21 protein-coding genes and 2 tRNA genes are annotated in these 25,042 nt (G+C 71.9%); 10 read left to right on the top strand and 13 right to left on the bottom strand.

The genetic code is table 11. The features are described from left to right. Positions 1-197 precede the first annotated feature (197 nt). The 3 genes from ACIA8L_RS06625 to ACIA8L_RS06615 all read right to left on the bottom strand — a co-directional run bounded on the left by ACIA8L_RS06625 (position 198) and on the right by ACIA8L_RS06615 (position 3,612). Positions 198-1,376, bottom strand: a complete 1,179-nt coding sequence (locus ACIA8L_RS06625) for a cystathionine gamma-lyase (protein WP_395901142.1) — start codon at positions 1,374-1,376, stop codon at positions 198-200. Positions 1,377-1,661: 285 nt separating this feature from the next. After that, on the bottom strand, positions 1,662-2,693 hold the full coding sequence (locus tag ACIA8L_RS06620; RefSeq protein WP_395901140.1) for an NAD(P)H-dependent glycerol-3-phosphate dehydrogenase: 1,032 nt from the start codon (positions 2,691-2,693) through the stop codon (positions 1,662-1,664). A 190-nt stretch (positions 2,694-2,883) separates the two neighbouring features. After that, positions 2,884-3,612 carry a lysophospholipid acyltransferase family protein gene (locus ACIA8L_RS06615; protein ID WP_395901138.1) on the bottom strand — a complete coding sequence of 243 codons (729 nt, stop codon included), beginning with the start codon at positions 3,610-3,612 and terminating at the stop codon, positions 2,884-2,886. 73 nt (positions 3,613-3,685) lie between these two features. Between ACIA8L_RS06615 and cofC the strand changes: the two genes are divergently transcribed. The 5 genes from cofC (at position 3,686) to ACIA8L_RS06590 (ending at position 9,861) form a co-directional block, all read left to right on the top strand. Next, positions 3,686-4,408 carry a 2-phospho-L-lactate guanylyltransferase gene (gene cofC / locus ACIA8L_RS06610; RefSeq protein WP_395901136.1) on the top strand — a complete coding sequence of 241 codons (723 nt, stop codon included), beginning with the start codon at positions 3,686-3,688 and terminating at the stop codon, positions 4,406-4,408. Between the two features lie 5 nt (positions 4,409-4,413). After that, positions 4,414-4,611: a cold shock domain-containing protein gene (locus ACIA8L_RS06605; RefSeq protein ID WP_223101766.1), complete on the top strand. Its 198-nt coding sequence runs from the start codon at positions 4,414-4,416 to the stop codon at positions 4,609-4,611. A 561-nt stretch (positions 4,612-5,172) separates the two neighbouring features. After that, positions 5,173-7,431 (top strand): RNA degradosome polyphosphate kinase, encoded by a 2,259-nt coding sequence (locus ACIA8L_RS06600; RefSeq protein WP_395901762.1) that lies wholly within the window; start codon positions 5,173-5,175, stop codon positions 7,429-7,431. A gap of 28 nt (positions 7,432-7,459) precedes the next feature. Beyond that, positions 7,460-8,998 carry a CHAD domain-containing protein gene (locus tag ACIA8L_RS06595; RefSeq protein ID WP_395901134.1) on the top strand — a complete coding sequence of 513 codons (1,539 nt, stop codon included), beginning with the start codon at positions 7,460-7,462 and terminating at the stop codon, positions 8,996-8,998. Further along, positions 8,986-9,861 carry an NUDIX domain-containing protein gene (locus ACIA8L_RS06590; RefSeq protein WP_395901132.1) on the top strand — a complete coding sequence of 292 codons (876 nt, stop codon included), beginning with the start codon at positions 8,986-8,988 and terminating at the stop codon, positions 9,859-9,861. Before ACIA8L_RS06595 ends, ACIA8L_RS06590 begins: the two co-directional genes overlap by 13 nt. 64 nt (positions 9,862-9,925) lie before the next feature. Here the strand turns inward: ACIA8L_RS06590 and ACIA8L_RS06585 are convergent, their stop codons facing one another. From ACIA8L_RS06585 to leuC, 3 genes are all read right to left on the bottom strand, one after another. Then, positions 9,926-10,519 (bottom strand): HU family DNA-binding protein, encoded by a 594-nt coding sequence (locus tag ACIA8L_RS06585; RefSeq protein ID WP_395901130.1) that lies wholly within the window; start codon positions 10,517-10,519, stop codon positions 9,926-9,928. A gap of 140 nt (positions 10,520-10,659) precedes the next feature. Then, positions 10,660-11,247, bottom strand: coding sequence for a 3-isopropylmalate dehydratase small subunit (gene leuD / locus ACIA8L_RS06580; protein WP_395901128.1), 588 nt, complete (start codon positions 11,245-11,247; stop codon positions 10,660-10,662). A 16-nt stretch (positions 11,248-11,263) separates the two neighbouring features. Next, a complete protein-coding gene (gene leuC / locus ACIA8L_RS06575; RefSeq protein ID WP_395901126.1) occupies positions 11,264-12,694 on the bottom strand; it encodes a 3-isopropylmalate dehydratase large subunit in 1,431 nt (476 codons plus the stop codon). 49 nt (positions 12,695-12,743) lie between these two features. On the opposite strand from leuC, the gene ACIA8L_RS06570 reads away from it, so the two are divergent. From ACIA8L_RS06570 to ACIA8L_RS06560, 3 genes are all read left to right on the top strand, one after another. Continuing rightward, the gene (locus tag ACIA8L_RS06570) at positions 12,744-13,430 is read left to right on the top strand and encodes an IclR family transcriptional regulator (RefSeq protein ID WP_223101757.1); all 687 of its coding nucleotides are present in this window, start codon (positions 12,744-12,746) and stop codon (positions 13,428-13,430) included. A 491-nt stretch (positions 13,431-13,921) separates the two neighbouring features. Then, positions 13,922-14,182, top strand: coding sequence for a hypothetical protein (locus tag ACIA8L_RS06565; protein ID WP_395901124.1), 261 nt, complete (start codon positions 13,922-13,924; stop codon positions 14,180-14,182). 1,045 nt (positions 14,183-15,227) lie between these two features. After that, complete coding sequence (locus tag ACIA8L_RS06560; protein WP_395901122.1) at positions 15,228-16,943, top strand: hypothetical protein; 1,716 nt, start codon at positions 15,228-15,230, stop codon at positions 16,941-16,943. A 144-nt stretch (positions 16,944-17,087) separates the two neighbouring features. On the opposite strand, the gene ACIA8L_RS06555 is transcribed toward ACIA8L_RS06560, so the two are convergent. The 4 genes from ACIA8L_RS06555 to ACIA8L_RS06540 all read right to left on the bottom strand — a co-directional run bounded on the left by ACIA8L_RS06555 (position 17,088) and on the right by ACIA8L_RS06540 (position 19,411). After that, a tRNA-Glu gene (locus ACIA8L_RS06555) sits at positions 17,088-17,163 on the bottom strand. Positions 17,164-17,227: 64 nt separating this feature from the next. After that, positions 17,228-17,299, bottom strand: a tRNA-Gln gene (locus ACIA8L_RS06550). Between the two features lie 74 nt (positions 17,300-17,373). Further along, positions 17,374-18,162: a fumarylacetoacetate hydrolase family protein gene (locus ACIA8L_RS06545; protein WP_395901120.1), complete on the bottom strand. Its 789-nt coding sequence runs from the start codon at positions 18,160-18,162 to the stop codon at positions 17,374-17,376. A 10-nt stretch (positions 18,163-18,172) separates the two neighbouring features. Next, positions 18,173-19,411 (bottom strand): FAD-binding protein, encoded by a 1,239-nt coding sequence (locus ACIA8L_RS06540; RefSeq protein WP_395901118.1) that lies wholly within the window; start codon positions 19,409-19,411, stop codon positions 18,173-18,175. A 632-nt stretch (positions 19,412-20,043) separates the two neighbouring features. Between ACIA8L_RS06540 and ACIA8L_RS06535 the strand changes: the two genes are divergently transcribed. Further along, a complete protein-coding gene (locus tag ACIA8L_RS06535; RefSeq protein ID WP_395901117.1) occupies positions 20,044-21,246 on the top strand; it encodes a hypothetical protein in 1,203 nt (400 codons plus the stop codon). 302 nt (positions 21,247-21,548) lie between these two features. Here ACIA8L_RS06535 and ACIA8L_RS06530 read toward each other — a convergent pair whose 3' ends face one another. Beyond that, the gene (locus ACIA8L_RS06530; protein WP_395901115.1) at positions 21,549-22,106 is read right to left on the bottom strand and encodes a DUF305 domain-containing protein; all 558 of its coding nucleotides are present in this window, start codon (positions 22,104-22,106) and stop codon (positions 21,549-21,551) included. Between the two features lie 71 nt (positions 22,107-22,177). Then, complete coding sequence (locus ACIA8L_RS06525) at positions 22,178-22,936, bottom strand: lytic polysaccharide monooxygenase (RefSeq protein ID WP_395901113.1); 759 nt, start codon at positions 22,934-22,936, stop codon at positions 22,178-22,180. Positions 22,937-23,182: 246 nt separating this feature from the next. Between ACIA8L_RS06525 and ACIA8L_RS06520 the strand changes: the two genes are divergently transcribed. Continuing rightward, positions 23,183-24,004, top strand: coding sequence for an alpha/beta fold hydrolase (locus tag ACIA8L_RS06520; protein WP_395901111.1), 822 nt, complete (start codon positions 23,183-23,185; stop codon positions 24,002-24,004). Between the two features lie 60 nt (positions 24,005-24,064). Here the strand turns inward: ACIA8L_RS06520 and ACIA8L_RS06515 are convergent, their stop codons facing one another. Next, a complete protein-coding gene (locus ACIA8L_RS06515; protein WP_395901109.1) occupies positions 24,065-24,949 on the bottom strand; it encodes a LysR substrate-binding domain-containing protein in 885 nt (294 codons plus the stop codon). Between the last annotated feature and the right edge of the window lie 93 nt (positions 24,950-25,042).

The raw sequence follows: 25,042 nt of genomic DNA, 5'->3' as shown, positions 1-25,042 counted from the left end.
GCCCCGCGCACGCCGCACCCGCGCGTTGGCCGTCCCGACCCTCGGTGACCAGCCGCCGCAGCGCGCCCGCGCGTTGCCCGCCGCAATTGCCCGACGACCAGCTGCCGCTGCGCGCCCGCGCTCTGCGTCGCAACCGCCCCCGACCTCCCGCCGCTGCGCGCCCGCGCGTTGCCGGCCCGGGCGCCCAGGCGGCGAGGTCAGTCCAGTGCGGCGTCCAACGCGCGGCGGATGTCCGCGACCAGGTCATCGGTGTCCTCCACGCCGCACGAGAGGCGCACGAGGCCCTCAGGCGCGTCGTCGCCCCACTGCGCTCGCCGGTCGGCCGAGGAGTGCAGCCCGCCGAACGACGTCGCGGCGAACACCAGGTCGGACCTGGTCAGGAAGCGGTCCACCGCCGCCTTGTCGGCCAGCACGAACGTCACGACGCCCGGGATGCGGCGCATCTGGTGGGACGCGGCCTTGTACGCGGGGTCGTCCTCGCGGCCGGGCCACCGCACGGACGCGACCGCCGGGTGGCCGGCCAGCAGCTCCGCGACGGCCGCCGCGTTGGCCGTCTGCCGGGCCAGGCGCAGGTCGAGCGTGCCGAGGGACCGATGGGCGAGCCACGCCTCGAACGCGCCCGGAATGCCGCCCGTCCGCGCGCGCCACGTGCGGATCGTCGCCACGAGTTCCGGATCGCGGGCGCAGACGTACCCCAGCAGCATGTCGGAGTGGCCGGTCAGCGCCTTGGTGGCCGAGGCGACCGAGAAGTCCGCCCCGAGGTCGAGCGGGCGCTGCCCGAGCGGTGTCGGGGTGGTGTTGTCCACGGCGACCAGTCCGCCACCGGCGTGCGCCCGCGCGGCGAGGTCGGCGATGTCGCACACGTCGAGTCCGGGGTTGGACGGGGTTTCCAGCAGCAGCAGCCGCACGTCGTCGAGCGCCGGGTACGGCCCCGGCGTCGGCATCGTCCGCACCTCCACGCCGCGGTCGGGCAGGTGCTCAGCGGCGAAGGCACGGGTCAGGAAGTACCCGTCGGAGGGCAGGACGACGGCATCGCCCGCGCGCAGGGTGGAGAGCAGCACCGCCGAGATCGCCGCCATCCCGGAGGCGAACACGACGCATTCGCCGCCTTCAAGCTCTCCGATGGCCTGCTCCAGGTTGCGGTACGTCGGGTTGTCCGTCCGCCCGTACCCGTTCACACCGGTCTGCGGGCCCGCCACCGGATCGAGGTGATACGGCGCCCCGAACACCGGCGACGGAAGAAACGGCTCCCCCGCCACCGCCGCCGGCACTCCGGCATGCACGACCCGGGTGCCGTCCCCGTGCGCGGACGCGTCACCGCCACCACTGTGGAAGTCGTTGCCGCCGCCAGGAGCCGCGCCACTGCCTGCACTCATCTCGCTGTCCCCTCCACCACGATGCCCGCCGCGCGGACGCCGCACCGCCGCATCCGGACGCCTCGCCGATCGGCCCAGGCTAAACGCGCTGATGGCCACGCGCGGACGCCCGGGCCGTGAACACCGACACATCGGTCGGCGCCGCGGTGGCGCATAACAGCGGCCAGCCGCACGGACGGCAGTTTGTGGGTCCGGCCCGTCGCTGGTCAACGCGACGTGACGCGAGCGGGTGCAGTGACCAGGGCTGCGAGTCGCGGCTGGCGGGGCGGCGACAGGCGGATGGGGTTACTGGCCGGTCGACGGGACGCCCGGTCGCTCGGGCTTCGTCTCCCGGGCCATCAAAGCGGCCAGGGCCTTCAACGGGTCCACGCCCTCGTGGCAGACCTGCTCGACCTGCTCCGTGATGGGCATCTCCACACCGACGCTGTGGGCCAGGTCACGAATCGACAGGCAGCTCTTGACACCCTCAGCCGTCTGGCGCGTCGCGGCCTGGGCCTGCTCCAGGGTCTCGCCCCGGCCCAGGCGCTCGCCGAACGAGCGGTTGCGGGACAGCGGCGACGAGCACGTCGCGATGAGGTCGCCCAGGCCGGCCAAGCCCGCGAAGGTCATCGGGTTGGCGCCCAGGGCCGCGCCCAGGCGGGCGGTCTCGGCCAGACCCCGGGTGATCAGGGTCGCCTTGGTGTTGTCACCGAACCCCAGCGCGGAGGCCATGCCGTAGGCCAGCGCGATCGCGTTCTTGACGGCCCCGCCCAGCTCGCAGCCGACGACGTCGTCGTTGGTGTAGGGCCGCAGGTATCGCGTGCTGATCGCCCGCTGGACGAGCTCGGCGCGGCCGATGTCCCGGCAAGCCACCACAGTGCCCGCGATCTGCTCGGCCGCGATCTCCGGGGCCAGGTTGGGGCCGGTGACGACGGTGACGCGCTCCGGCTCGACGTCGGCGACCTCGATGACCACCTCGCTCATCCGCTTGAGCGTGTCGAGCTCGATGCCCTTCATGAGGCTCACGAGCGTCGCGTCCGCGCCGATGAAGCCGCGCCAGGCGCTCAGGTTGGTGCGGAGGGTCTGTGACGGTACCGCCAGGACCACGAGGTCGGCACCCTCGATCGCCTCGTGCGCGTCAGAGGTGGCCGTGACCGCGTCCGGGAGCCACATGCCGGGCAGGTAGTCGGGGTTGTGGTGCTCGTCGCGGATGGCGGCCGCCAGCTCGGGACGCCGGGACCACACCGTGACGGAGGGCGCGCCGGCGTCGGCAAGGATCTTGGCGAACGCCGTGCCCCACGAGCCCGACCCCAGGACAGCCGCGCGCTCGATGTTCATGCCGCAGCCTCCGCTTCACCGCGGTGGCGACCCGAACCGGCCACCCCGCACCTCACCATGCCGACAATGCCGCACCCGCGCGCCCGACCGCCGGGGGCGCCACCACGCCGCTCGGGACTACTCCGCTGCGTGCCACCCGTGACGCGTCCGCGCGGGCGGCGGGAAGCCGCGGCGCCGGGTCGCGAGCCGCTCATGCCGTCTGCTCTTCGGGGCGCTGCGCGGGCCGCTTCGGCGTCCACAGCGGCGGCGGGGTGCCGCCGCGGATGTCGACCAGCATGTCGCGCAGGTGCAGCATGATGTGCTCGGTGATCTCGTTGAGGGTCTGTGCCGTCGGCTGGGCGTCCGACCAGGCCGAGAGGTCCATCGGGGCACCGGCGACGATCGTGACCTTGGCCCGCGGGAACAGCTTGAACTTCTTCGTCCGCGGGTCGTAGATCTGCTCCGGGCCCCACATCACGATTGGGATCACGGGGGCGCCGGTGTCCAGCCACAGCCGCGCCGCGCCGGTCTTGCCGCGCATCGGCCACAGGTCCGGCTCCCGCGTCGTGGTGCCCTCGGGGTAGATGACGACGGCCTCGCCGGCCCGGACGCCCGCCCGCGCGGCCTCGAGCGCCTTGACGGCGTCGGTGGTGCCGCGGCGTACCGGGATCTGGTGGACTTCCTTGAGCAGGTAGCCCAGCACCGGTACCTCGAACAGGCTGGACTTGGCCAGGAACGACGGCCACCGCCCGGCGTCGAAGATGTAGTGCGCGACGGCCAGCGGGTCGGCGTGGGAGATGTGGTTCACCACCATGATCACACCGCCGTCGGCCGGGATGTGCTCCATCCCTCGCCAGGCGCGGCGGGTCAGCACCTGGATCAGGGGTTTGACGGTCATGACGGCGAAACGCCGCCAGAAGCCGAGCCTCCGGCGCACCATCTCACCCTCCCCTCACGGTTCTGCTGCGAATCATGCCACTGCCGGGCGCCCGGTGGCCGTGTCAGGATGGCTCATGCACTGCCACGGCCAGTCGACGACCCAGCCGACGGCGTCCGAGCGGACGGCCGCCTGGGTCGCGGTGGTCCCGGTCAAGCCGCTGCCGGCGGCCAAGACGCGCCTGCGGGGCGCGGTGCCGGAGGCCGTGCACCCCGATCTCGTCCTGGCCATGGCACGCGACACGGTAGCCGCCGCGCTCGCCTGCCGCGCGGTCGCCCGCGTCGTCGTGGTCTGCGACGACCCGGCGGTCTGCGCGGAGCTGTCCGGTCTGGGCGCGTTGTGCCTGCCGGACGCGCCCGCGGCCGGCCTCAATGCGGCCCTGGCGTACGGCGCCCAGGCCGCCCAGCAGGCGGAGCCGCCGGCCGCGGGAGCGGAAGTGCCGTTCGCGGGCGCGGGCGCGGCCGGTGTCGCCGTGGTGGCCCTGACCGCCGACCTGCCGGCCATGCGCCCCGAGGACCTCGAGGCCGCCCTGGCCGCGGCCGTGCGGACCGGGCGGCGGGCGTTCGTGCCGGACCTGGAGGGCACCGGGACGGTGCTGCTCGCCGCGCCCGCCGGCGAGGCACTCGCGCCCCAGTTCGGGCCCGGGTCGGCCGCGGCCCACCAGCGCTCAGGCGCGGTGCGGCTCGACGGGGCCTGGCCGAGCCTGCGCCGGGACGTCGACACCGCAGCCGATCTGGATGCCGCCGCGCGGCTGGGACTCGGCGCACATACCGGACAAGTCCTCTGCACGGTAGCGTGATCGGTATGCAGGGCACGGTCGCGACGTTCGATGACGGCAGTCGCACCGGGACGGTGCTGCTCGACGACGGGGTCGAGGTGGCTTTCCCGGCGGCGGCGTTCGACGCGTCCGGGCTGCGCCATCTGCGGCTGGGTCAGCGGGTCCGGCTCGACCACGACGACGTGGGGACGATCACAAAGGTCACTTTGCCCACCTTCCCATAGTTGCCAAGCAGCGGGAAGTTCATGTTCAGACCGGCACAAACGGGCCATGATGATCCGGTGGACGAGAGCACGACCGGTCGAAGCCGCCCGCGCAGCGCCGCCCAGCGGCCAGAACCGGCGAGTGCGCCGCCCAAGACGACGAGGTCCGGTGGGAACGGGGCCCCAGCACGGGCTCGTCGAGCCACAAAGGCCGCGCCCTCCGCGCCGGCCGACGAAGCCACGGTGAGCGAGGTCACGGTGAACGAGGCCACGACAGAGTCCGCGCAGGCGTCCGAGCGGGTGCCGGCGCAGAAGTCCCCGACGACGCCGGCGGCGAGGCCGGCAGCCAAGGCCGACCCGGCGCCGAAGGCAGACCCGGCGCCGACCGAAACGCCGGCGGAGCCCGACGGACCGGCCGCCAAAGCCGCCCGCCCGGCCGCTACGTCGCGCTCCGCGACCAGGCCCGCGGCCACCGCGACGGCCACGCCGGTGCGCAAGACGACCGAGCCACTCGCCGACCTCAAACCGGCCGTGCCGGCCACGCCGGCCGTCAAAGCGACGCCGGCCGTCAAAGCCGCCCCGGTGACGCCTGCCGTCCCGGCCCGTCCGGCCACCGCCGCCCAGCCGGTCGAGGGCGCTTCCACGCCCCTGGATCAGCCGGCGGCAGTTCTGGGTAACCCCAAGACGTCTCCGGCCGCCCAGCGCGCGGACGCGCTCGATGGCGACGAAGACGCCGATGCGGAATGGTTCGGGTCGGAAGGGAGCGCTGTGGCAGTACCAGAGGAGGAAAAGCCTCTGCCGGAGGACCGGTATCTCAATCGCGAGCTCTCCTGGCTGGACTTCAACGCGCGGGTGCTGACTCTCGCCGAGGACCCCGCGACGCCCCTGCTGGAACGGGCCAAGTTCCTCGCGATCTTCGCCAGCAACCTCGACGAGTTCTACATGGTGCGCGTCGCGGGCCTGAAGCGGCGCCTGCAGACCGGTCTGCCCGTGCGGCGGCTCCCCGGCTTTCTGCCGCCGACGGAGCAGCTGGAGCAGATCGCCGAGCGCACGTCGGGGCTGATGTCGCGGCAGTCGCGGGTGTTCGCCGACGAGATCGCGCCGGCGATGGCCCGGGAGAACATCCACATCGTTCGCTGGGCGGAGCTGGACCCGGCCGAGCGCGAGCGGATGCGCGCGTCGTTCCGCGAGCAGATCTTCCCGGTGCTGACGCCGCTGGCGGTCGACCCGGCGCACCCGTTCCCGTACATCTCGGGGCTGTCGCTGAACCTTGCCGTCGTGGTGCGGGAGAAGGACGGCGGGCCGGAGCTGTTCGCGCGGATCAAGGTGCCGAACAACGTGCCGCGCTTCTTCGCGCTGCACGCCGCGCGCGACGGGGCGCGGGTGATGCGCTTCCTGCCGGTCGAGGAGCTCATCGCGGCGCACCTCGGGCAGCTGTTCTCGGGCATGCAGGTGCTGGAGCACCACCTGTTCCGGGTGACCCGCAACGCCGAGGTCGAGCTCGACGAGGACCGCGACGAGGATCTGCTGCAGGCTCTCGAACGCGAGCTCGCGCGGAGGCGCTTCGGGCCGCCGGTGCGCCTGGAGGTCGCGGCGTCGATCTCGGACCACGTGCTGGAGCTGCTCGTCCGCGAGCTGGACATGGACTCTCACGACGTCCTGCGGGTGCCCGGGTGGCTCGACCTGACCGCGTTGTGGGAGGTCTACAACGGTGTCGACCGTCCGGATTTGAAGGATCCGCCGTTCGTACCCGCTACGCACCCACACTTCGCAGAAGGTGAGACGCCGCGCAGCGTCTTCGCGCGGTTGCGCGACCACGACATCCTCGTGCACCACCCCTACCACTCGTTCTCCACGAGCGTGCAGCGCTTCGTCGAGCAGGCCGCGGCCGACCCGAACGTGCTGGCCATCAAGCTGACGCTGTACCGGACCAGCGGCGACTCCCCCATCGTCGACGCGCTCGTCGACGCGGCCGAGGCCGGCAAGCAGGTCGTCGTGCTGGTCGAGGTCAAGGCGCGCTTCGACGAGAAGGCGAACATCGGCTGGGCGCGGACGCTGGAGCGGGCCGGCTGCCACGTCGTGTACGGCCTGGTCGGCCTCAAGACGCATACGAAGACGGCCCTGGTGGTGCGCCAGGAGGGCAACCACATCCGCCGCTACTGCCACATCGGTACCGGCAACTACCACCCGAAGACGGCGCGGCTGTACGAGGACTACGGGCTGCTCACGGCCGATCCGGAGGTGGGCGCCGACCTGACCGACCTGTTCAACGTGCTGACCGGTTACAGCCGGCAGACGTCGTACCGCCGGCTGCTGGTCGCGCCGCACGGGGTGCGCCGCGGGATCATCGAGCGGATCGAGCGCGAGGTCGCGTACGGCGCGGACGGGCTCGTCCAGCTCAAGGTGAACTCGCTGGTCGACGAGGAGGTCATCGACTCGCTGTACCGGGCGAGCCGCGCGGGGACGCGGGTCGACCTGATCGTGCGCGGCATCTGCGCGCTGCGGCCGGGCGTGCCGGACCTGTCGGAGAACATCCGGGTCCGGTCGGTTCTGGGCCGGTTCCTGGAGCACTCGCGGGTGTTCCGGTTCGGCCACGGCGCCCGCGCGGAGTACTGGATCGGCTCGGCCGACCTCATGCACCGCAACCTCGACCGCCGCGTGGAAGCGCTGGTCCAGGTCACGGACCCGGCCTCGACGGACGAGCTGCACCGGGTGCTGAGCCTGATGATGAACGACGACACCGGGGCGTTCGAGCTCTCGGGCAGCGGTGTGTGGCACCGCCGGCCGGGCAAGAACCCGCAGGAGGCGCTGCTGCGCCGCATCGTCGACCGGGTGGAGTGACCCGGGTCGACCTCTTTAGGGTGGCTGGATGCTTGAGGAAGAGCGCAAGTACCTGGCCGGCGACGGGTTCACCATGCCCGACCTCGGCGCCGCCGGGCGGGTGAACGCGCGGGAGCCGGTCACGCTGCGGGCGACCTACTACGACACCCCCGAGCGGCTGTTGACCCGCCACGGGATTTCGCTGCGGTACCGCAAGGGCGACGCCGCGTCCAAGGTGTGGACGGTGAAACTGCCGACGTCGCGGGCCGGTGTGCGCCACGAGCACTCGCGGCCGTCGCAGGGCGCGGGCGTGGTACCACCAGCGCTGCTGGACCTCGTCACGGCTTACCGGCGCGGGCGCGCGCTCACCCCGGCCGCGGTGCTGCGCACGGTGCGCACCGTGTACGAGGTGAGCGGGCCCGATGGCCGGCTGCTGGCCGAAGTCGCCGATGACGTGGTCAGCGTGCTCGACGGGCGCGACGTCGCGCTGCGGTTCCGCGAGATCGAGGTGGAGCTGGTCGACGGCGACCGGGCGGTGCTGGACGACATCGAGAAGCTACTGCTGGCCGCGGGCGCGCGGGCGGGGACCGGCGCGGAGGCATTCGTGCCCAAGCACCTGCGGGCCATGGAGGCGCTCGGGTCGCTGGACGGGCCGCTGCTCGCCGCGCCCGCACGGCCGCGCGTCACCTACGCCGGCGACGTGGTCACCGAGGCGATCCGGCGCGACGTGACCCGGATCTTCAAGCACGACCCGTTCGCCCGGCTGCGCGAGACGATGCCCAACGGCGACACCCCGGTGCATCAGATGCGGGTCGGCACCCGGCGCCTGCGCAGCGACCTGCAGACCTTCCAGGCCCTGCTGGACCCGCGGTGGACGGCGCGGCTGCGGGAGGACCTGGCCTGGCTGGCCGATGCGCTCGGGGGCGCCCGCGACGTCGAAGTGCTGCGCGAACGGCTGTTCCGCACCGCCGCCGCCGATCCGCTGGTGCCGGTCGACTCGCGCGCGGTCGCGCGGATCGACACCGCGCTGGCGAAGCAGCAGGACGCGGCGCTGCGAAACCTCGACAAGGCACTGCATTCGCGGCGGTACGTCAAACTGCTCGACGCGCTCATCGAGGCCGTCGAGGCACCTCGCCTGGCCCCACCGGCCTGGGAGGAGGCCGAGGACGTCCTCGCGGACATCGTGCGCAAGCCGTGGCGGCGCCTCGTGGAGGGCGGCGGCGACGTGGTCGGGGCGGGTGAGCTGACCTCGGATCTGCCCGACTTCGACTGGCACGAGGTCCGGAAGCGGGCCAAACGCGCCCGCTATGCCGCCGACGCGGTGACGGCGGTGATGGGCCCGCAGGCGCGTCTGCTGGCCAAGGCGGTCGCGCGGGCGCAAGGTGTGCTGGGCGAGCACCAGGACGCGGCGATCGCCGGGGACGCGTGGCTGGCGGTCGCCGCGGCCTCGCCGGACGACCACGACCTCGCGGTGACGGCCGGGCGGCTCTTCGAGCGCGAGCGGGCGACGGTGACCCGCGCCCGCGCGGACTTTCCGGCAGTGTGGGAGATGGTCATGGAGGAAAAGAACATCGCATGGCTGAGGTGAACTCGCTGGTCCGGGCGGCGGGCGGCGTGGTGTGGCGGCGTTCCGGCGCCGGGGTGACCGAGATCGTGCTGGTGCACCGCCCCCGATACAACGACTGGTCGCTGCCGAAGGGCAAGCTCGATCCGGGTGAGCACGAGCTGACCGCCGCGGTCCGGGAGGTCTTCGAGGAGACCTCGGTGGAGGCGGTGCCGCAGGTGCGGCTGCCGTCGGTGCGATACCTGACCGGCGAGCCCGGCGTGGAGAAGAGCGTGGACTTCTGGTCGATGCGCGCGGTCGCGTGGGCGCCGCGACCGGCCGACCACGAGATCGAGGAGGCCCGGTGGGTCCCCGCGACCGAGGCCCACACGATGCTGAGCTACGCGCATGACCGCGGCGTTGTGCGTGCGTTCCTGGATGTGCCGCCCGTGACGTCGGTGGTGGCGCTGGTCAGGCACGCGAAGGCCGGCAAGCGCAAGGAATGGTCGGGCCCGGACGCTGAGCGGCCCCTGGAGACGGCCGGGGAGCGTGATGCGCGGGCCCTGAGCGGCCTGCTGACGCTGCTGCGGCCGGATCGGGTGGTGTCGGCCACCCCGGTGCGCTGCCGGCAGACAGTCGAGCCGCTGGGCCTGCCGGTGGCGATCGAGCCGGCCTTCGACGAGGACGCGGAGCCCGGCCCGGCCGCGGAGGCGCTGGCGGCTTGGGCGCGCCGTGGGGGTACCACCGTGATTTGCAGTCAGGGAAAACTCATGCCGCCGATGCTGAAGGCGCTCACCGGCCGGGCCGACGTCAACTTCCACACCCGCAAGGGCGCGGGCTGGGTGCTGTGTTTCTCCGAGGGGCGGCTCGCCGGGCGCGACCGGCTGGCGCCGGTGACCCTGCGATAGCGCTTGCCGGAAACGCGAAAGGGCGGCGCCGCGATTGCGGCGCCGCCCTTTTCGGTGCGTGCGCTTACTTGGCGGCGGCCTTCTTGGCCGGGGCCTTCTTCGCGGCGGTGGTGCTCTTGGCGGCGGCCGTGGTGGCCGTCGTGGTCTTGCGAGCCGTCGTCGACGCCGCGGCGCGGGTCGTCTTGGTGGCGGCCTTCTTCGCCGGAGCGGTCTTGGCCGCGGTGGCCTTGGCCGGGGCGGTCTTGGTCGCGGCGGCCTTGGCCGGAGCGGCCTTCGCCGTAGTCGCCTTCGCCGTGGTGGCCTTGGCGGTCGTCGCCTTGGCCGTGGTGGCCTTCGTGGCGGCGGCGGTGGTCGTCTTCTTCGCGGCGGCGACCTTCGGCACCTTGCCGCTGGCGACCATCTCACGGAAGCTGGCGCCCGCGCGGAAGGCGGGAACCGACGTCTTCTTCACCTTCACCGCTTCACCGGTGCGCGGGTTGCGGGCGGTTCTCGCACCGCGGATGCGCTTCTCGAAGACACCGAAGCCGGTGATGGCAACCTTGTCGCCCTTGGTCACGGCGGCCTGGATCTCGGCCAGCACCGCGTCCAGCGCCGCGTTCGCCGACTTCTTGTCGCCCAGGCGAGCGCTGAGCGCCTCGATGAGCTCGGCCTTGTTCACGTTGTTTCCTCCCGTACTGGAAATTGAAGTCCCTGTGGGCAAGGTATCCCAACGCACACAGGATACAAACATATGACGGAAAAGAAATCGTTGTGGAGTAACGGATTTGGCCGGAGGCTCGTCGAGACGCCCTGCGGGGGCTAGCGAACGACGGGTGTCCACTCCGGACGGCCTTGTTCGAAGGCGGTGATAGCACCCTCGTGGCGAAGGGTGAGACCGATGTCGTCGAGTCCTTCCAGCAACCGCCAGCGACTGAAATCGTCCAGTGGGAAGTCCCATTCCCGGTCGCCCGCGCGCAACTGGCGAGCCTGGAGGTCGACCGTTACATCAAGCTTCGGGTCGGCCTCGATCGCGGCCCACAGAGCCTCGACGTTCTCGGTGCCGATCTCGACCGGCAGCAGGCCGCCCTTGAGCGCGTTGCCCCGGAAGATGTCGCCGAAACGCGGCGCCACGACGGCCCGGAAACCGTAGTCCTGCAAAGCCCAAACAGCGTGCTCACGCGATGAGCCGGTGCCGAACTCGGGCCCCGCCACAAGGATCGAGGCCCCTTCATACGCGGGATTGTTGAGGACGAATTCCGGGTCGGAGCGCCAGGCGTTGAAGAGCCCGTCGGCGAACCCGGTGCGGGTGACGCGCTTGAGGTAGACGGCGGGGATGATCTGATCGGTGTCCACGTTGGACCGGCGCAGCGGAACCGCGGTGCCGGTGTGGACGGTGAACTTCTCCATGTGTCCGTTGTCCCTTTTAGTTCAGGTCGGCGGGGGCGGCGAGATGACCCGCGACGGCGGTTGCGGCGGCCACCGGAGGCGACACGAGATGCGTGCGGCCGCCGCGGCCCTGACGGCCCTCGAAGTTGCGATTGGAGGTCGAAGCGGAGCGCTCACCGGGCTTGAGTGTGTCCGGATTCATACCCAGACACATGGAACAGCCCGCGAAACGCCACTCCGCGCCGGCCTCCGTGAAGACCTTGTCGAGGCCCTCCTCCTCCGCGGCCGCGCGCACGGACGCGGATCCGGGCACGACGAGCATTCGGACGCTCTCGCTGACCCGGCGCCCGCGCAGCACGTCCGCGGCCGCGCGCAGGTCCTCGAGCCGGCCGTTGGTGCAGGAGCCCAGGAACACCACGTCGATCGCGACGTCGCGCAGCGCCGTGCCGGGGGTCAGCGCCATGTACTCCAGCGCCTTCTCGGCCGCGACGCGCTCGGCGTTCTCGGTGAAGTCGTCCGGGCTGGGCACCACGCTGCCGAGCGGCGCGCCCTGGCCGGGGTTGGTGCCCCAGGTGACGAACGGGGTCAGCTGCGAGATGTCCAGCGTCACCTCGGTGTCGAACTTGGCGCCCTCGTCGGTGCTCAGGCTCCGCCAGTACTCCTTGGCCCGGTCCCAGTCGGCACCCTTCGGCGCGTACTGCCGGCCCTCGATATAGGCGAACGTGGTCTCGTCCGGCGCGATCATGCCGGCCTTGGCGCCCCACTCGATCGACATGTTGGAGATGGTCATCCGACCCTCCATCGACAGCGCCTCGATCACGGGGCCGCGGTACTCGACCACGTGCCCGCGCCCGCCGCCGGTGCCCACCTGCGTGATGAGGGCCAGCACAAGGTCCTTGGCGGTGACTCCGGGCCCGAGCTCACCGACGACGTTGACCGCCATGGTGCGCGGGCGCGCCTGGGACAGCGTCTGCGTCGCCAGGACGTGCTCGACCTCGGACGTGCCGATACCGAACGCGAGGGCGCCGAACGCGCCGTGCGTGGAGGTGTGCGAGTCGCCGCACACGATGGTCATGCCCGGCTGGGAGAGGCCCAGCTGCGGTCCCATGACGTGGACGACGCCCTGCTGGGAGTCGCCCAGCGAGTGCACGCGGATCCCGAACTCCTCGGTGTTGCGCCGCAGCGTCTCGATCTGCGTGCGGGAGACCGGGTCGCTGATCGTCAGCAGATTGTCGGTCGGCGTGTTGTGGTCCTCGGTCGCGATCGTCAGGTCGGGCCGGCGGACCGGCCGCCCGGACATCCGCAGGCCGTCGAACGCCTGCGGGCTGGTGACCTCGTGCACCAGGTGCAGATCGATGTAGAGCAGGTCGGGCTCGCCGTCGGCGGACCGCACGACGTGCGCGTCCCACACCTTTTCCGCCAGGGTCCGCGGCCGCTCCTGAGCTTGCGGTTGTGCTTCTCCCACCATCTGGACATCCTAAAATTTGGGAGGTATGTTTCGGTCTGTGGGACACAGTATGAGCGGTGTCGGCGTGCTCGACAAGGCGGTGGTCATCCTTGCCGCCTGCGTCGACGGCGCCAGCCTGGCGGAACTGGTGGAGCGGACCAAGCTTCCGCGCGCCACCGCGCACCGCCTGGCACAGGCATTGGAAATCCACCGCTTACTCGTCCGCGACGCCCAGGGCCGCTGGCGCCCGGGCCCGCGCCTGGGCGAGCTGGCCAACGCCGCGCCCGACGTCCTACTGACCGCCGCCGAGCCGATGCTGACCGCACTGCGCGATGCGACGGGTGAGAGCGCGCAGCTGTACCTCCGCCGCGCCGACGAACGCCTGTGCGTCGCCGCCGCCGAACGGGCCAGCGGCCTGCGCGACACCGTGCCGATCGGCGCCGTGCTGCCGATGACGGCGGGTTCGGCCGCCCAGGTTCTGCTGGCCTGGGAGCCGCCGGAGGCGGTGATGCCGCTGCTGCCAAGGTGCAAGTTCACCGGCCGCACCCTCGCGGAGGTGCGGCGGCGCGGTTGGGCGCAAAGCGTGGCCGAGCGGGAGCCGGGCGTGGCGAGCGTGTCCGCGCCGATCCGGGACCGCACCGGGCGGGTGATCGCGGCGATCAGCGTTTCCGGGCCGATAGAGCGCCTGGGGCGCCGCCCGGGGGATCGGCACGCGATGGCCGTGGTACGGGCGGGGCAGCGGTTGTCGGGCCTGTAGGTACCGGGCTTTCGGGGCCCGGGTTCGTACACCACGGCCGGCTGACAATTCGCCGGTTCCTCAGCTCTCGGCGCAGCATCAGTGGTTCAGCTACTTCGGCGGGCGGCTCGGCTTCGGCCGGGCCGCTTTTCGTTGGGCTGACGTGCCGCTTTCGCCGGGTTGACGTGCCGGATTTCGTTCGCGCTGGACCTACCAGCCCTTGGGCGCCGAGGTGCCCATCGCAGACGTGCGCGAGTTTGGAGTGCAGAGGCCCTCGGGTGCAGAGACGCGCGCGGTCGCGTGAACGCTGCACGCGGCGTGCGCAGTCGCGGAGGGCATCGACGGTGGCTGGGGATGCTGGGAGGTGGGTCGTGCGGGTTGCGCGGCGGGCGGACGCGCATACGATCGGCGGGGCGTGCCGTGCGGAGTTCCGGGTGTACCGGCGCGGGCGCGTAGTACATCGGCGGAATCCGGGGCGCGGTCCCGGAGCGCATCAGCTGGAAGGAACGCCAGTGCCCGATTCGAATACACCAGCCAGCCCCGAGCCGGACGGCTCCGCGGGCATCCACTCCACCCACACGTCCGGCACGCCGGCCAGCCCATCCGGGCACGGACCCAGCGGCCCGGACGCGCCCGAGTCACCCTCGACGCCGCAGGTTCCGCCGCCGGCCCAGTCCGGCGACAGTGGCAGCGGCCGTGGCGGGTGCATGTCGCTGATCGTCGCCCTCGTCGTGTTCCTCGCCGCGATCCTCGGCATCGCCACCCAGCTGTAACCTGCGCAACACACAGCGAAGACGACGGCGGCCGCTCGGGCGGCGGCTCCACACATCACCCAGCCGCCGAGCGGGAGACCGTACTGGCCGACGTCCGTGCGGCCCGGGCCAGCGCGTCCCGACCGGACATCACCACCGGGACGCGACCGCGCACACTTCCACCGGCTCCAGACTGGTGCGCCGAGGCGACCGACCAACGCACCATCACGACGCGACCGCGCGCTGCCACGGCCGACCCCGGCTCGGACTCCAATCCGAGGACCCGGGTCGCCGCGGCAGCGCCGACGTCGCCGCGGCCCAGGCCAGCGCCAAGGTCCGAACTACTGTCAAGATCCGGACCACCGGCAGGGCCACCGCCCCACCGCCACCTCCCCCGTTACCACCGCTCCCATCGCCACGCTCCCATCTCCACCGCTCCCGCACGGAAGCGGCCGGTTCGGGGGATTCATGACGATCACCGGCCCCCGCTAGCATCTCGCTCACATCAGCGCGGGGAGGCAGAACCATGTCACCGACGGACAATCCGTCACAATTCACCGGGGATGCCGCGGCATCCGAGCCCATACATCCGGCGCCCGAGCCGCCCATATCCGCGCCACTCTCGCCGGCGCCTGCGTCGGCCGCACCGTCTGCGCCCGCGCCACTGGAATCCTCGCAGCCAGCATCCGAGCCGATCGCGTCTGACCTGATCGCGCCCCAGTCCGTCGCGCCCGCGCCCGTGACGCCCGAGCCCGTCGCGCCCGAACCAGTGACGTTTGAGCCGGTGACGTTTGAGTCCGTGACGCCCGGGTCCAACACGCTGGTGGCCGTGACGCCCGAGTCCGACGCGCCCGCGCCGATGTTGCTCGAGCCGGTTGAATCCGCGCCGACCCGCAGCCCCGACGCCGCGCTGAACGAAGTCGCCTCGTACGACGCCGGCCCAATCGCAGGTTCGCCCAACGCGGCAGGTACAGGCGCGGACGCGTACCCGAAGGGTGAGTTGCACACCGAAGCCGAGGTGCGCACCGAGGCAGACGAATGCGCGGAGGCGGGTAGGACGGTGGTCGTGGCCGCTGCCCCCGCCAGTACCTTCACCCCGGTCGAGGCCGCGCTCACCGGTGCCCTGTCCGCCGACGCGATGACCTTCGACGCGCCCGCGCGGCCGCGCCGCCGGCTCGCCCTCGTGCTCGGGTCCGCGGCCGCGGTGGTGGCGGTGCTGGCGGCCGGCACGGCGTACGCGGTGATGCAGCGCTGGGAGAAGCCGTCCGGCGCGCTGCCCGAAGAGCGGCTGCCGGGCACGGTCGCGGCGTTCGCGCGGATCGACCTGAGCCCGGGTCTGGGGCAGCGGGTCAAGTTCGAGGAGCTGCTGCGCAAGTCGACCGGCGGGCCGCAGCTCGAGGACGTCAAGCGCGAGGCGTTCGAGCAGCTGGAGGCGCCGATCACGTACGCCGACGTGGCGCCCTGGTTCGACGACCGGATCGGGGTGGCGATGTGGGCCGCGCCCGCGCATCCGAACCGGGCCGTGACGCTCGTCGCGGCGTCGACCAAGGACGCCAAGCAGGCGCGGGCGTCGCTGGAGGCGGTGCAGCAGAGGCGGGGCACGGACCGGGTCGGTTTCGTGGTCGCGGACGGGTACGTCCTGATGGCCTTCGACGAGTCGGACGCCCAGGGCAGCGCGACGGCCGCAGCCGGGGAGGCGAAGCGGGCCCCGCTGTCGCAGAACGGCGTGTTCCGCAGCTCGGTCGCGACGCTCCCGGGTGACCAGCCACTGCTCGGCTGGGCGGACCTGGCCGCGGCGGGCAAGCTCAGCCCGGCGGTCGAGGAGGAGTACATCGCGGAGCTGCGCGGGGGCGCGGGCGCGGGCCCGGGTCCGGGTGTGAGCGCCGGGCCGGCCGCGAGTGGCGGGCCGGCGTTGAGCGATGTCCAGCCGGTGCCGGACCTCAACGGGGTCGCGGTCGTCGGTGTGCGAGCGGCTGATGACGCCCTTGAGGCGACCGTGCGGCTGATCGGGGTCGACGGGCTTCCAGGCAGTACCCCCGGAGCAAAAACGGACGTCGTGAACGCTCTCGGTGCCCTCTCCGGCGACGCGTCCGCGGCGGGCGTCCTCGCGGGGCCGCTCGGGGACCTGTCGAAGCTTTTCGGCGCGGACGCCGGGTACCTCCCGTTGAGCATGTTCGGCGGGCTGAGCATGGGCGCGGTCGCGGAGGGCGGCCCGCCGGAGTTCACGCCGGACGACGAGGCGGCGTTCGAGAAGTACCTGCAGGAGCATCCAGAGCTGCTGGAGCGTCTCCAGAACGAGGGCTCGGTCGTGTTCCTCGACCCGGGCCAGTTGAACGGGCTGCAGCCGATGGTGCAGTTCGACAAGCTGGCGGCGACGCTGGAGTCGGAGCTGGGCGCGGCGCGGACGGTGTCGTTCACGGTGGCCGGCAAGGCGGGTGATGAGTCGGCGGGGGCGCCGCTGCTGCTCGATCTGCGGATGGCGGACGCCGCCGCGGCCGCGCGGGTGGTACGGGATCTCGGCGATCTGACGAAGATCAACAAGACGGCCGTTGAGCAGCACGAGGACCGTGTGGTGCTGCGCTCGCCGACGTATGCGGGCGCGACCTCGCGGCTAGCGGACAGTCCGCTGTTCAAACGCGCGATGGCGGGCGCGGTCGCGAGCCCGGTCGCGGCGGCGTACTTCACCGGAGATTCGGTCGGCGGGCCGGTTCAGGCGCTCGGAGTGACCGCGGAGCGCGCGGGCGCGGACATGGTCGTGCACGCCCGCCTGATCTTGGCCTAGACGCGGAACGGGCCCCGAGGGAGACCTCGGGGCCCTGAGCGTCGGCCGCGGTGGGCCTTGGCCTTGTGCGGCGCGCGAAAAGTTCCCGGGAAACAAATCAGCCGCTCTGAGGTCTGGCGCCTCGGAGCGGCTGGTCTGCGCGCGTGGTAGCCCCGACCGGATTCGAACCGGCGCTACCGCCTTGAGAGGGCGGCGTCCTGGGCCGCTAGACGACGGGGCCCCAGTACGTGCTGTTGGTGCTGACTTGCGGCCGAACACTACAGCACCGCGATGTTGCTGCGGTGCTGGGGTACCAGGACTCGAACCTAGACTAGCTGAACCAGAATCAGCCGGGCTGCCAATTACCCCATACCCCATTGGCGCTTACCGCGCCGAAAGAGAACTTTACCGGAGGTCCTCCCCCTAGCCAAATCGGTTGTCGGCAACACGCCTATTCCAAGGTGAGAACCTTGTTGCTGAGCGCGCCGACGCCCTCGATCGAGACCACGACCTCGTCGCCGCTGACCATCCGGGAGACACCGGCCGGGGTGCCGGTGAGGATCACGTCGCCCGGGAGCAGCGTCATCACATGTGACACATATGACACAAGGGTCGGCACGTCGAACACCATGTCCTTGGTCCGGCCGAGCTGGCGGACCTCCTCGTTGATCTCGCAGCGGACCTCGACGTCGCTGACGTCGATGCCGGTCACGATCCACGGGCCGATAGGGCAGAACGAGTCGAAGCCCTTCGCGCGAGTGAACTGCACGTCCTTGCGCTGCAGGTCACGCGCGGTCACGTCGTTGGCGCAGGTGTAGCCGAAGATGGCCGCGGCCGCGCCCGCGCGGTCGACCCGGCGCGCGCCGGTGACCCCGATGACGACGGCGAGCTCGGCCTCGTGCTCGACCTGCTGCGACTGCGGGGGGATCCGGATCGCGTCGTTGGGACCGATCACGGACGTGGACGGCTTGAGGAAGAGCAGGGGCTCCTTCGGCACCTCGTTGCCCAGCTCGGCCGCGTGGTCGGCGTAGTTGCGCCCGACGCACACCACCTTGCTGGGCAGGATCGGCGAGAGCAGCCGCACGTCGGCGACGGCCCAGCGCTGGCCGGTGAACTTGATCTCCCCGAACGGATGGCCGTCGATCTCGGCGACGGTCAGCCCGGAAGCACCGGACGACGGCTCACCCTCGACGACTCCGAACGACATGCCACTGCTGTGGGCGAAACGAGCGATACGCACGGGTGGAAATCTACTCCGCGGCCAGATGGCGCTCCACGAACGCGTTGCGGAACGCGCCCGCGGGGTCCATCCGAGCGGCGAGGGCGGCGAAATCGCGCCCGCGCGGATACGCCGGTGCGCTCCGGAAGACCTTGCCCCAGTGCGGGCGCGGCGCATACGGCGCGAGTGCCTCTTCCAGCGCGTCAACGGCCCGAAGAACAAGATCCAGATTTGGTACCCACGTGAAGTGCAGCGCCACACTGTCGCGCCCGAAGTGCGGGCTGAGCCAGAGCGCGTCCTCCGCGATCGTACGGATCTCGGAGATCTGCAGGGCCGGGGTGACCAGGTCACGGACCCGTTCGACGGCCGCGAAGGCGGCCACCGCGTCCGCGCGCGCCACGAAGTACTCCGACTGCAGCTCCTCCCCGCTGCTGGGCGTGAACTCGAGCTTGAAATGCGGCAGCCGCTCATGCCACGGCCCGGGCACGCCACCCTGTTCCGTGCAGTGCTCCGGCGACATGACCGCGATCGGGTGCCGCTTGCCGGGAGCCGCGACCGCGCCGAACAGCTCCGGGGGCGCGGGCGCGTCCTCGTCGCGCCGCTTGACCCAGACCTGGTCGACGGTGTCGCCGTGCCAGCCGGTGAACAGGCTGACGCTGTAGCCGGCGGAGGCGATCTCGTCCCAGTGCGCGTCGAGCTGGGCACGCGGGAGCCGCTCGTAGACGTGCTGGCTGATCTGGTAACGCGGCTGGATGTCGAGCGTGACCCGCACGACGACGCCGAGCGCCCCGAGCGCGACCACGGCCCCGTCGAACTCCGGGTCTCCGCGCCGTAGCGACACCAGTTCGCCACTGCCGGCGACGATGTCGACCCCGGCGACGGCGGTGGCGAGATTCCCGAGCCGCACACCGGACCCGTGCGTCCCGGTCGCGACCGCGCCCGCCACCGAGATGTGCGGCAGCGACCCGAGGTTGTGCAGGGCGTAGCCTTCCGCGTCGAGCTTCCGCGCCAGTTCCCCGTACCGCACCCCGCCCGCGACGCTGACCGTCCCGCCGTCGGCGTCGATCCGGATGTCGGCCGGCAACCCGGCCACGCTGACCAGGTCGGCGTCGGTGTCGGCGATCGTGTTGAACGAGTGCCCGGTCCCGAGCACCCGCACTTTCTCCGTCGCCGCCACGATCTCCTGCACCTGCTCAACGCTCCCGGGCCGATGCACCCGCGCCGCGTTGAACTCGATGTTCCCGGCCCAGTTCCGCAGCCGCTCACCCATTCGCCGCCTCCAACCTCACAAGCCCGGTCCTGCCCGCCACGGTAACGACCTCGCCGCTCCCGCGCCTCCGCCCGCCGACGGTCACTTGCGATCCCCCACCGCGCGGATGTGGCCGCCTCGTATCAGCCGGGACGACGACGGGTTTGCGCCGCCACGAGGGGCTTCGCGCACTAGGGCTCGGCCAAGCCAGACTTTGCGCACTGGGGTTCCGCCACGCGGGGCTTTGCGCACTGAGGCTCCGCCACGCGGGGCTATGCGCGGTGGAACTCCGTCACGCGGGCTTTAGCGCCATGGGGCTCCGCCACACGGGGCTCCGCGTCGATCCCGAACCGGGCTGGGCCGAATCCGCTCTGACTCCGACGGCTCGAGAGCGGCCCGAACGATGTTCGTCGTCGTCGCACCGGGTGGAGCGGCTTGGCGCCGACGGTCACGAGGAGGGACGCCACGCTCGGTGCGGCGGTGTCGTAGCGGTGCTGCGACACGACCCGGAACAGGTCGACCGACGGCCGATCCCCGGCCGCCGATCTTCCGATCCGGCAACCACCGAATGCGGGTTGTTCGCCACCGAACGAGGCCGGAGAGGGCCATTCGGCCGCTCCCCCGCGCGCGGGCACCCGCGCAGACTTCGGCTCGTGACCTCTCAGCGACCGCAAGGTACCGACCCCTGGCGGCCCGGGCAGCACGGTCTCCCCGCCTCCGCGCCCGGCCAGCCCGGTGATCCCGACGGGGAGCCGGGCCACGCGGACCACACCCACGCCACGGCGAACAACCCCGACCGCCGCCACGACGCGCCCGCGCCCGTCCCGCAGTCCCCCGCCGGACCGGGTGGTGCCCGCACGGACGTGTACGGCCCGGCGCCGCGCCCGCTCGACCGGCCCTTCGGCTCCTTGACCGGCTCCACGTCGTTCTACGTGCCGGGCCCTCCGCAGAGCGCGCCTCCGACTTCCGGAATCCCGCTGGCCGACACCACCTGGGCCGCCTCACCTCTAGCGGGTGGCCAGCACGGCACCGGTCCGCTCCCGGGCGGCCCGCGGCCGGGCTACACACAGGCCAGTGGTTCGTGGATGGGCGCCGCACAAGTCAGCGGCCCGCCGAGTGGTCCTGCGCAGCCTGGCAGCCCGTGGACCGGCCCCGCACAAGCCGGCGGGCCGCAGGCGGGCCCGGCGCACACGGAAGGCCAGTGGACCGGTGCCGCGCAATTCAGCCGACCGCCGACCGGACCTGTGCGGCCCGGCGGCCCGTGGACGGGCTCCACGCAGGTCGCCGGCCCGCAGTACGGCCCGCCGCAACCGGGCGGCCCGCCGATCGGCCGCGGGCCGCGGAAGCACGGCTGGTACCTCGTCCTGGCCGCCGGAGTCCTCGGGCTCTTCGTCTTCTGCGGCATCGTGATCGCCGCCGCCGGCAACCAGGAGCAGCCATCGAAGCCGCAGGACGCCGCACGCAACGGGGCGCTGGGAGCCCCGGTCAGCGATGCGCCGCCGTCCACCGCCCCGACCGTCAACGCGCAGACCACGACCGCCCCGCCGCCGACCACAGACGCGTCCGCGCCCACGACCACCGCGCCGGCCCCCGCGGCCACGACGGACTCGAAGCCGACGACGAAGGCCGCGACGACGAAGCCGCCGACCACCAAGCCGCCGACGAAGTCCACGACCAAGCCTCCGGCGCAGAACTGCAATCCGAACTACACCCCCTGCGTCCCGAACGACCCGGTCGACGTCGACTGCGCGGGCGGCTCCGGCGACGGCCCGTCCTACGTCAAGGGCCCCGTCCAGGTCATCGGCAGCGACCCGTACCGCCTCGACACCGACCACGACGGCATCGGCTGCGAGTGAACGGACCGACCGCGGCCCTGACGCACGCGCGGAGGCGCATACCGGCCTGATCGGGAGGCACCTCCGCGCGGTCGCGGGCTTCGGCCCGATCCACGCGGGCATCGTCGCAGCGCAACACGCACCGGCGCGGGTCTCGGGCCGGCCGGCTCGGGCCTCCACGCGCCAAGCACCCGCGCTGACCTCGGGCGGCCAGGGTGAAGCTTCATGCGACCCGCGCGGGCGCGGGATTTGGCCTGGTCCGGGAAGCCTTCGTCAAGGCGCGCGCGGGCGCGGCAGCCCTACGGTCCGTGAGGGTCGCCGGGTCAGGCGGGGTCGTTGAGGTACCGGAGCATCTGCTGTATCTCGGCGGTTCGCGACTCGTCGATGCGCTTCGCGAGGTCGAGCGCCCCGGGGTTGACGCCGGTGCTGGTCTCCATCCGGGCGATCTCGATCGCGTTGTGCTGGTGGGCGATGATCAGGTTCAGGAACTTGGTCTCGAAGTCGGTGCCGGTCGCGGCCTGGAGTGCCTTGAGGTCGTCGGGGTCGGCGCCGTGGGCACCGCCGTGGCCGGCGTGCGCGGACGCGTCGGTGGTGGGCAGCCGGCCCCACGAGTCGAGCCAGACCTGCATCGTCCTGAGCTCGTCGGTCTCGGTGACGTCGATCGCGGCCGCGAGGGTGCGCAGGTCCTCGCGGACGGCCCTGGTGCGGGCCAGGCGCACCATCTCCAGCGCCTGACCGTGGTGGGCGACCATCATCTGGCTGAACATGACGTCGGTGTCGTTGAAGACGCGTTGCTCGGTGCCGGCCGGAGCCGGCTGCACCGGGGCGGCGGTGCAGCCGGCCAGCAGGAACGCCGCGAGCAGGAGCGCGATGCGTTTCATTGGTCTCCTTGCGCGCGGGAGCGGCGTCCCGATGGTCGCAACGCCACCCTTGCTTCAGCGGTACTGCCTGGTCAGACCCGCTGCCACAGGGCCGGGACGTTGGGCGGTTCCCAGCCGGCGATCGCGGTGTGGGCCTGGCGGCACTGGTACGTGACGCCGCTGTACGTGACGCGGTCGCCGACCTTGTACGCGGTGCCGACGGCCCAGGTGGTCGTGCCCCCGGGCGGCTGCGTGGGGGTCGGGGAGGTGGTGGGTGTGGGGCTCGGACGCGTCGGGGACGGCGACGGCTGGGTAGGCGTCGGCGTCGGGTTGCCGCCGGTGCCGACCTGCAGATCGACGCACGAGTAGAACGCGTTGCCGGTGTCGGAGATGTTCCAGCGGGCCAGCACCAGGATCCGGCCGGTGCGGCCGCCGAGACTCACCGTGTGGGAGACGGTAGCGGGCGGCTGCTGATTGCCGCCGTCGATGTTGGCGATGCGGGTGCCGCCCACGAAGTACTCGAAGTTCGCCGTGGCGTGGCGGGCGGTGAACACCCAGTTGAAGACGACGGTGTTGCCGACCGACGTAGCCGGCCAACCCTTGTTCGGGTCGTCGAGCTGCGAGAACCGGCTGTTGCCGCCGCTGCAGCTCGTCAGACCCTTTGGCCCTTCGACGCTCTGCGGTTCATAGACGATCTCGCCGCAGTTGGCCACGCGGCCCTGGGCGCACATCGCCTGGCGGCTGGGCGGTGAGGAGATGTACCCGTGCGCGGACGCGGGTGCCGCCGTCGCAACGAGGGCGGCGGCCACAGCGGCCAGCGTCAGAGGTATCGCAGCGATCGCTTTGCGCATCCAATCGCTCCTTCCAGCAGGGGGTGATGCCGCTCAATGTAAGGGAAGGATTGTTAACAGTAAATAACCTTTATGAATATCGGTCAATGGAGCGCTCTCACTTGAGGTACGGTTTACCGCTCCTTAAGGCCGCCGCGCCCGCGCGCCCGCGCCACCCGAGAGGGCGAGGTTCATCGAGCCTGGTGCGGTCAGACCCAGCGGGAGGTCGCCCGACCCGGCTCGCATCCGGCCCCGCGAGGAGACACCATGCCCTTCATCAACACGTCCGACGGCGCCCAGATCTTCTACAAGGACTGGGGAACCGGCCGCCCCGTCATGTTCAGCCACGGCTGGCCCCTGAGCGCCGACGCCTGGGACGACCAACTGATGCTGCTCGCCTCGCGGGGGTACCGCGCGGTCGCGCACGACCGCCGCGGTCACGGACGGTCCACGCAGACGTGGCCGGGCAACGACATGAACACCTACGCCGACGATCTGGCGGAGCTGATGGACCAGCTCGGCCTCACCGACGCAATCATGGTCGGACACTCCACTGGCGGCGGGGAGGTCGTCCGGTACCTCGGCCGCCACGGCACGTCGCGCGTCGCCAAGGCGGTGCTGGCCAGTGCGGTACCGCCGCTGATGCTCAAGACCGACACCAACCCGGAGGGCAGCCCGCGCGCCGTGTTCGACGACATCCGCGCCGGCATGATCGCGGACCGCTCCCAGTTCTACCGCGACCTCAGCATCCAGTTCTACGGTGCCAACCGCCCCGGCAACACCGTGTCCGAGGGTCTGCGCGAGCAGTTCTGGAGGCTGAGCATGCAGGTGGGGCTCAAGGCCGCGTACGACTGTGTGCGCGAGTTCTCCGAAACCGACTTCACCGAGGACCTGCAACGCATCGACATTCCCGTGTTCGTGGCGCACGGCGACGACGACCAGATCGTGCCGATTCAGGCCGCGGCGGTGAAAACAGTGCGACTGCTGAAGAACGCAAGCCTGAAGGTGTACCCGGGGGCGCCCCACGGCATCAGCGGCGCCTACGAGGCCGCGTTCAACGCCGACCTGCTCGCCTTCATCGAAGACTGAATCGCTTCGCACGTACGGCGACGGAGGGTGAGACGGGGATGGCGGCCGTTCGGCGGCCGGTCAGCCGAGGTCGTCCAGGGTCGCGAGGAGGCGCTGCACGACCGGGGTTGCGGTGCGGACGTTCCAGGCGAGTCCGATGTCGACGGTCGGCGCCGGCGGGGTGAGGCGGCGCAGTACCACCCCGCGGAGTCGCAGGGCCTTCGCGCGGCCCTCGGGCACCGCCGCGACGACCCCGCCCGCCGCGACCGCGCGCAGGAGTTGCTCGTCATCCGGCTCGTAGCGGACCAGGTTGATCCCGGCCGGCCACACCTGCGCGACGATGCGGTCGAACATGCCCGGCCCGTTCTCGCGCGGCCACATCACCGCCGGCTCACCGGCGACCGCCTCCCGCGGTACCCGGCGCAGGTGGGCGAGGCGATGGCCGGCCGGCAGGGCCAGACGCAGCTCCTCGGTGCCGACCAGCCGCCAGCGGATGCCGGGCTCGTCGAGCGGTGGCCGGACGAACGCCACGTCATACCGCCCGGCGATCAACCCCGCAACGTTCGGGGCGTGCCAGCCGGTCTCCGGCAGCACCTCGACGAGCGGGTTCTGCGCCCGGAAGCGCTCGACCAGAGCGTCGACCCGCCCGCCACGAGCCGAGCGCGTGTATGCCAGCCGGATCCGGCCACCCTGCCCCCGCGCGGCCGCCTCGATGCGCTCCCGCGCGCTACCGGCCTGGGCGAGCAGTAGCGCCGCTTCGGTCGCGACGACCGAACCGACCGGGGTGAGCGAACACGCGCCCGCGCCGCGCTCGACGAGCCGGGCGCCGACCTCCCGCTCCAGCGTGCGAACTTGCTGACTCAGGGCCGGCTGCGCGATCCGTAACCGCGCGGCCGCGCGGGTGAAGTGCAGTTCCTCGGCGAGCACCGCAAAGTATCGCAGCCGCCGCAGATCCAGCGGTTCCATCGACCGAGCATAGGCGCGCCCGCCGCAGGCGGTCATAAGGCGGGCTTATCACGTGGTAACCCGTCCGCCTTGGACAACGGCGGACGAGAGCGG

The sequence above is a fragment of the Dactylosporangium sp. NPDC051541 genome (assembly GCF_044454505.1).
Lineage (GTDB): Bacteria > Actinomycetota > Actinomycetes > Mycobacteriales > Micromonosporaceae > Dactylosporangium.
This window is presented reverse-complemented; position numbering and strand designations above follow the sequence as displayed.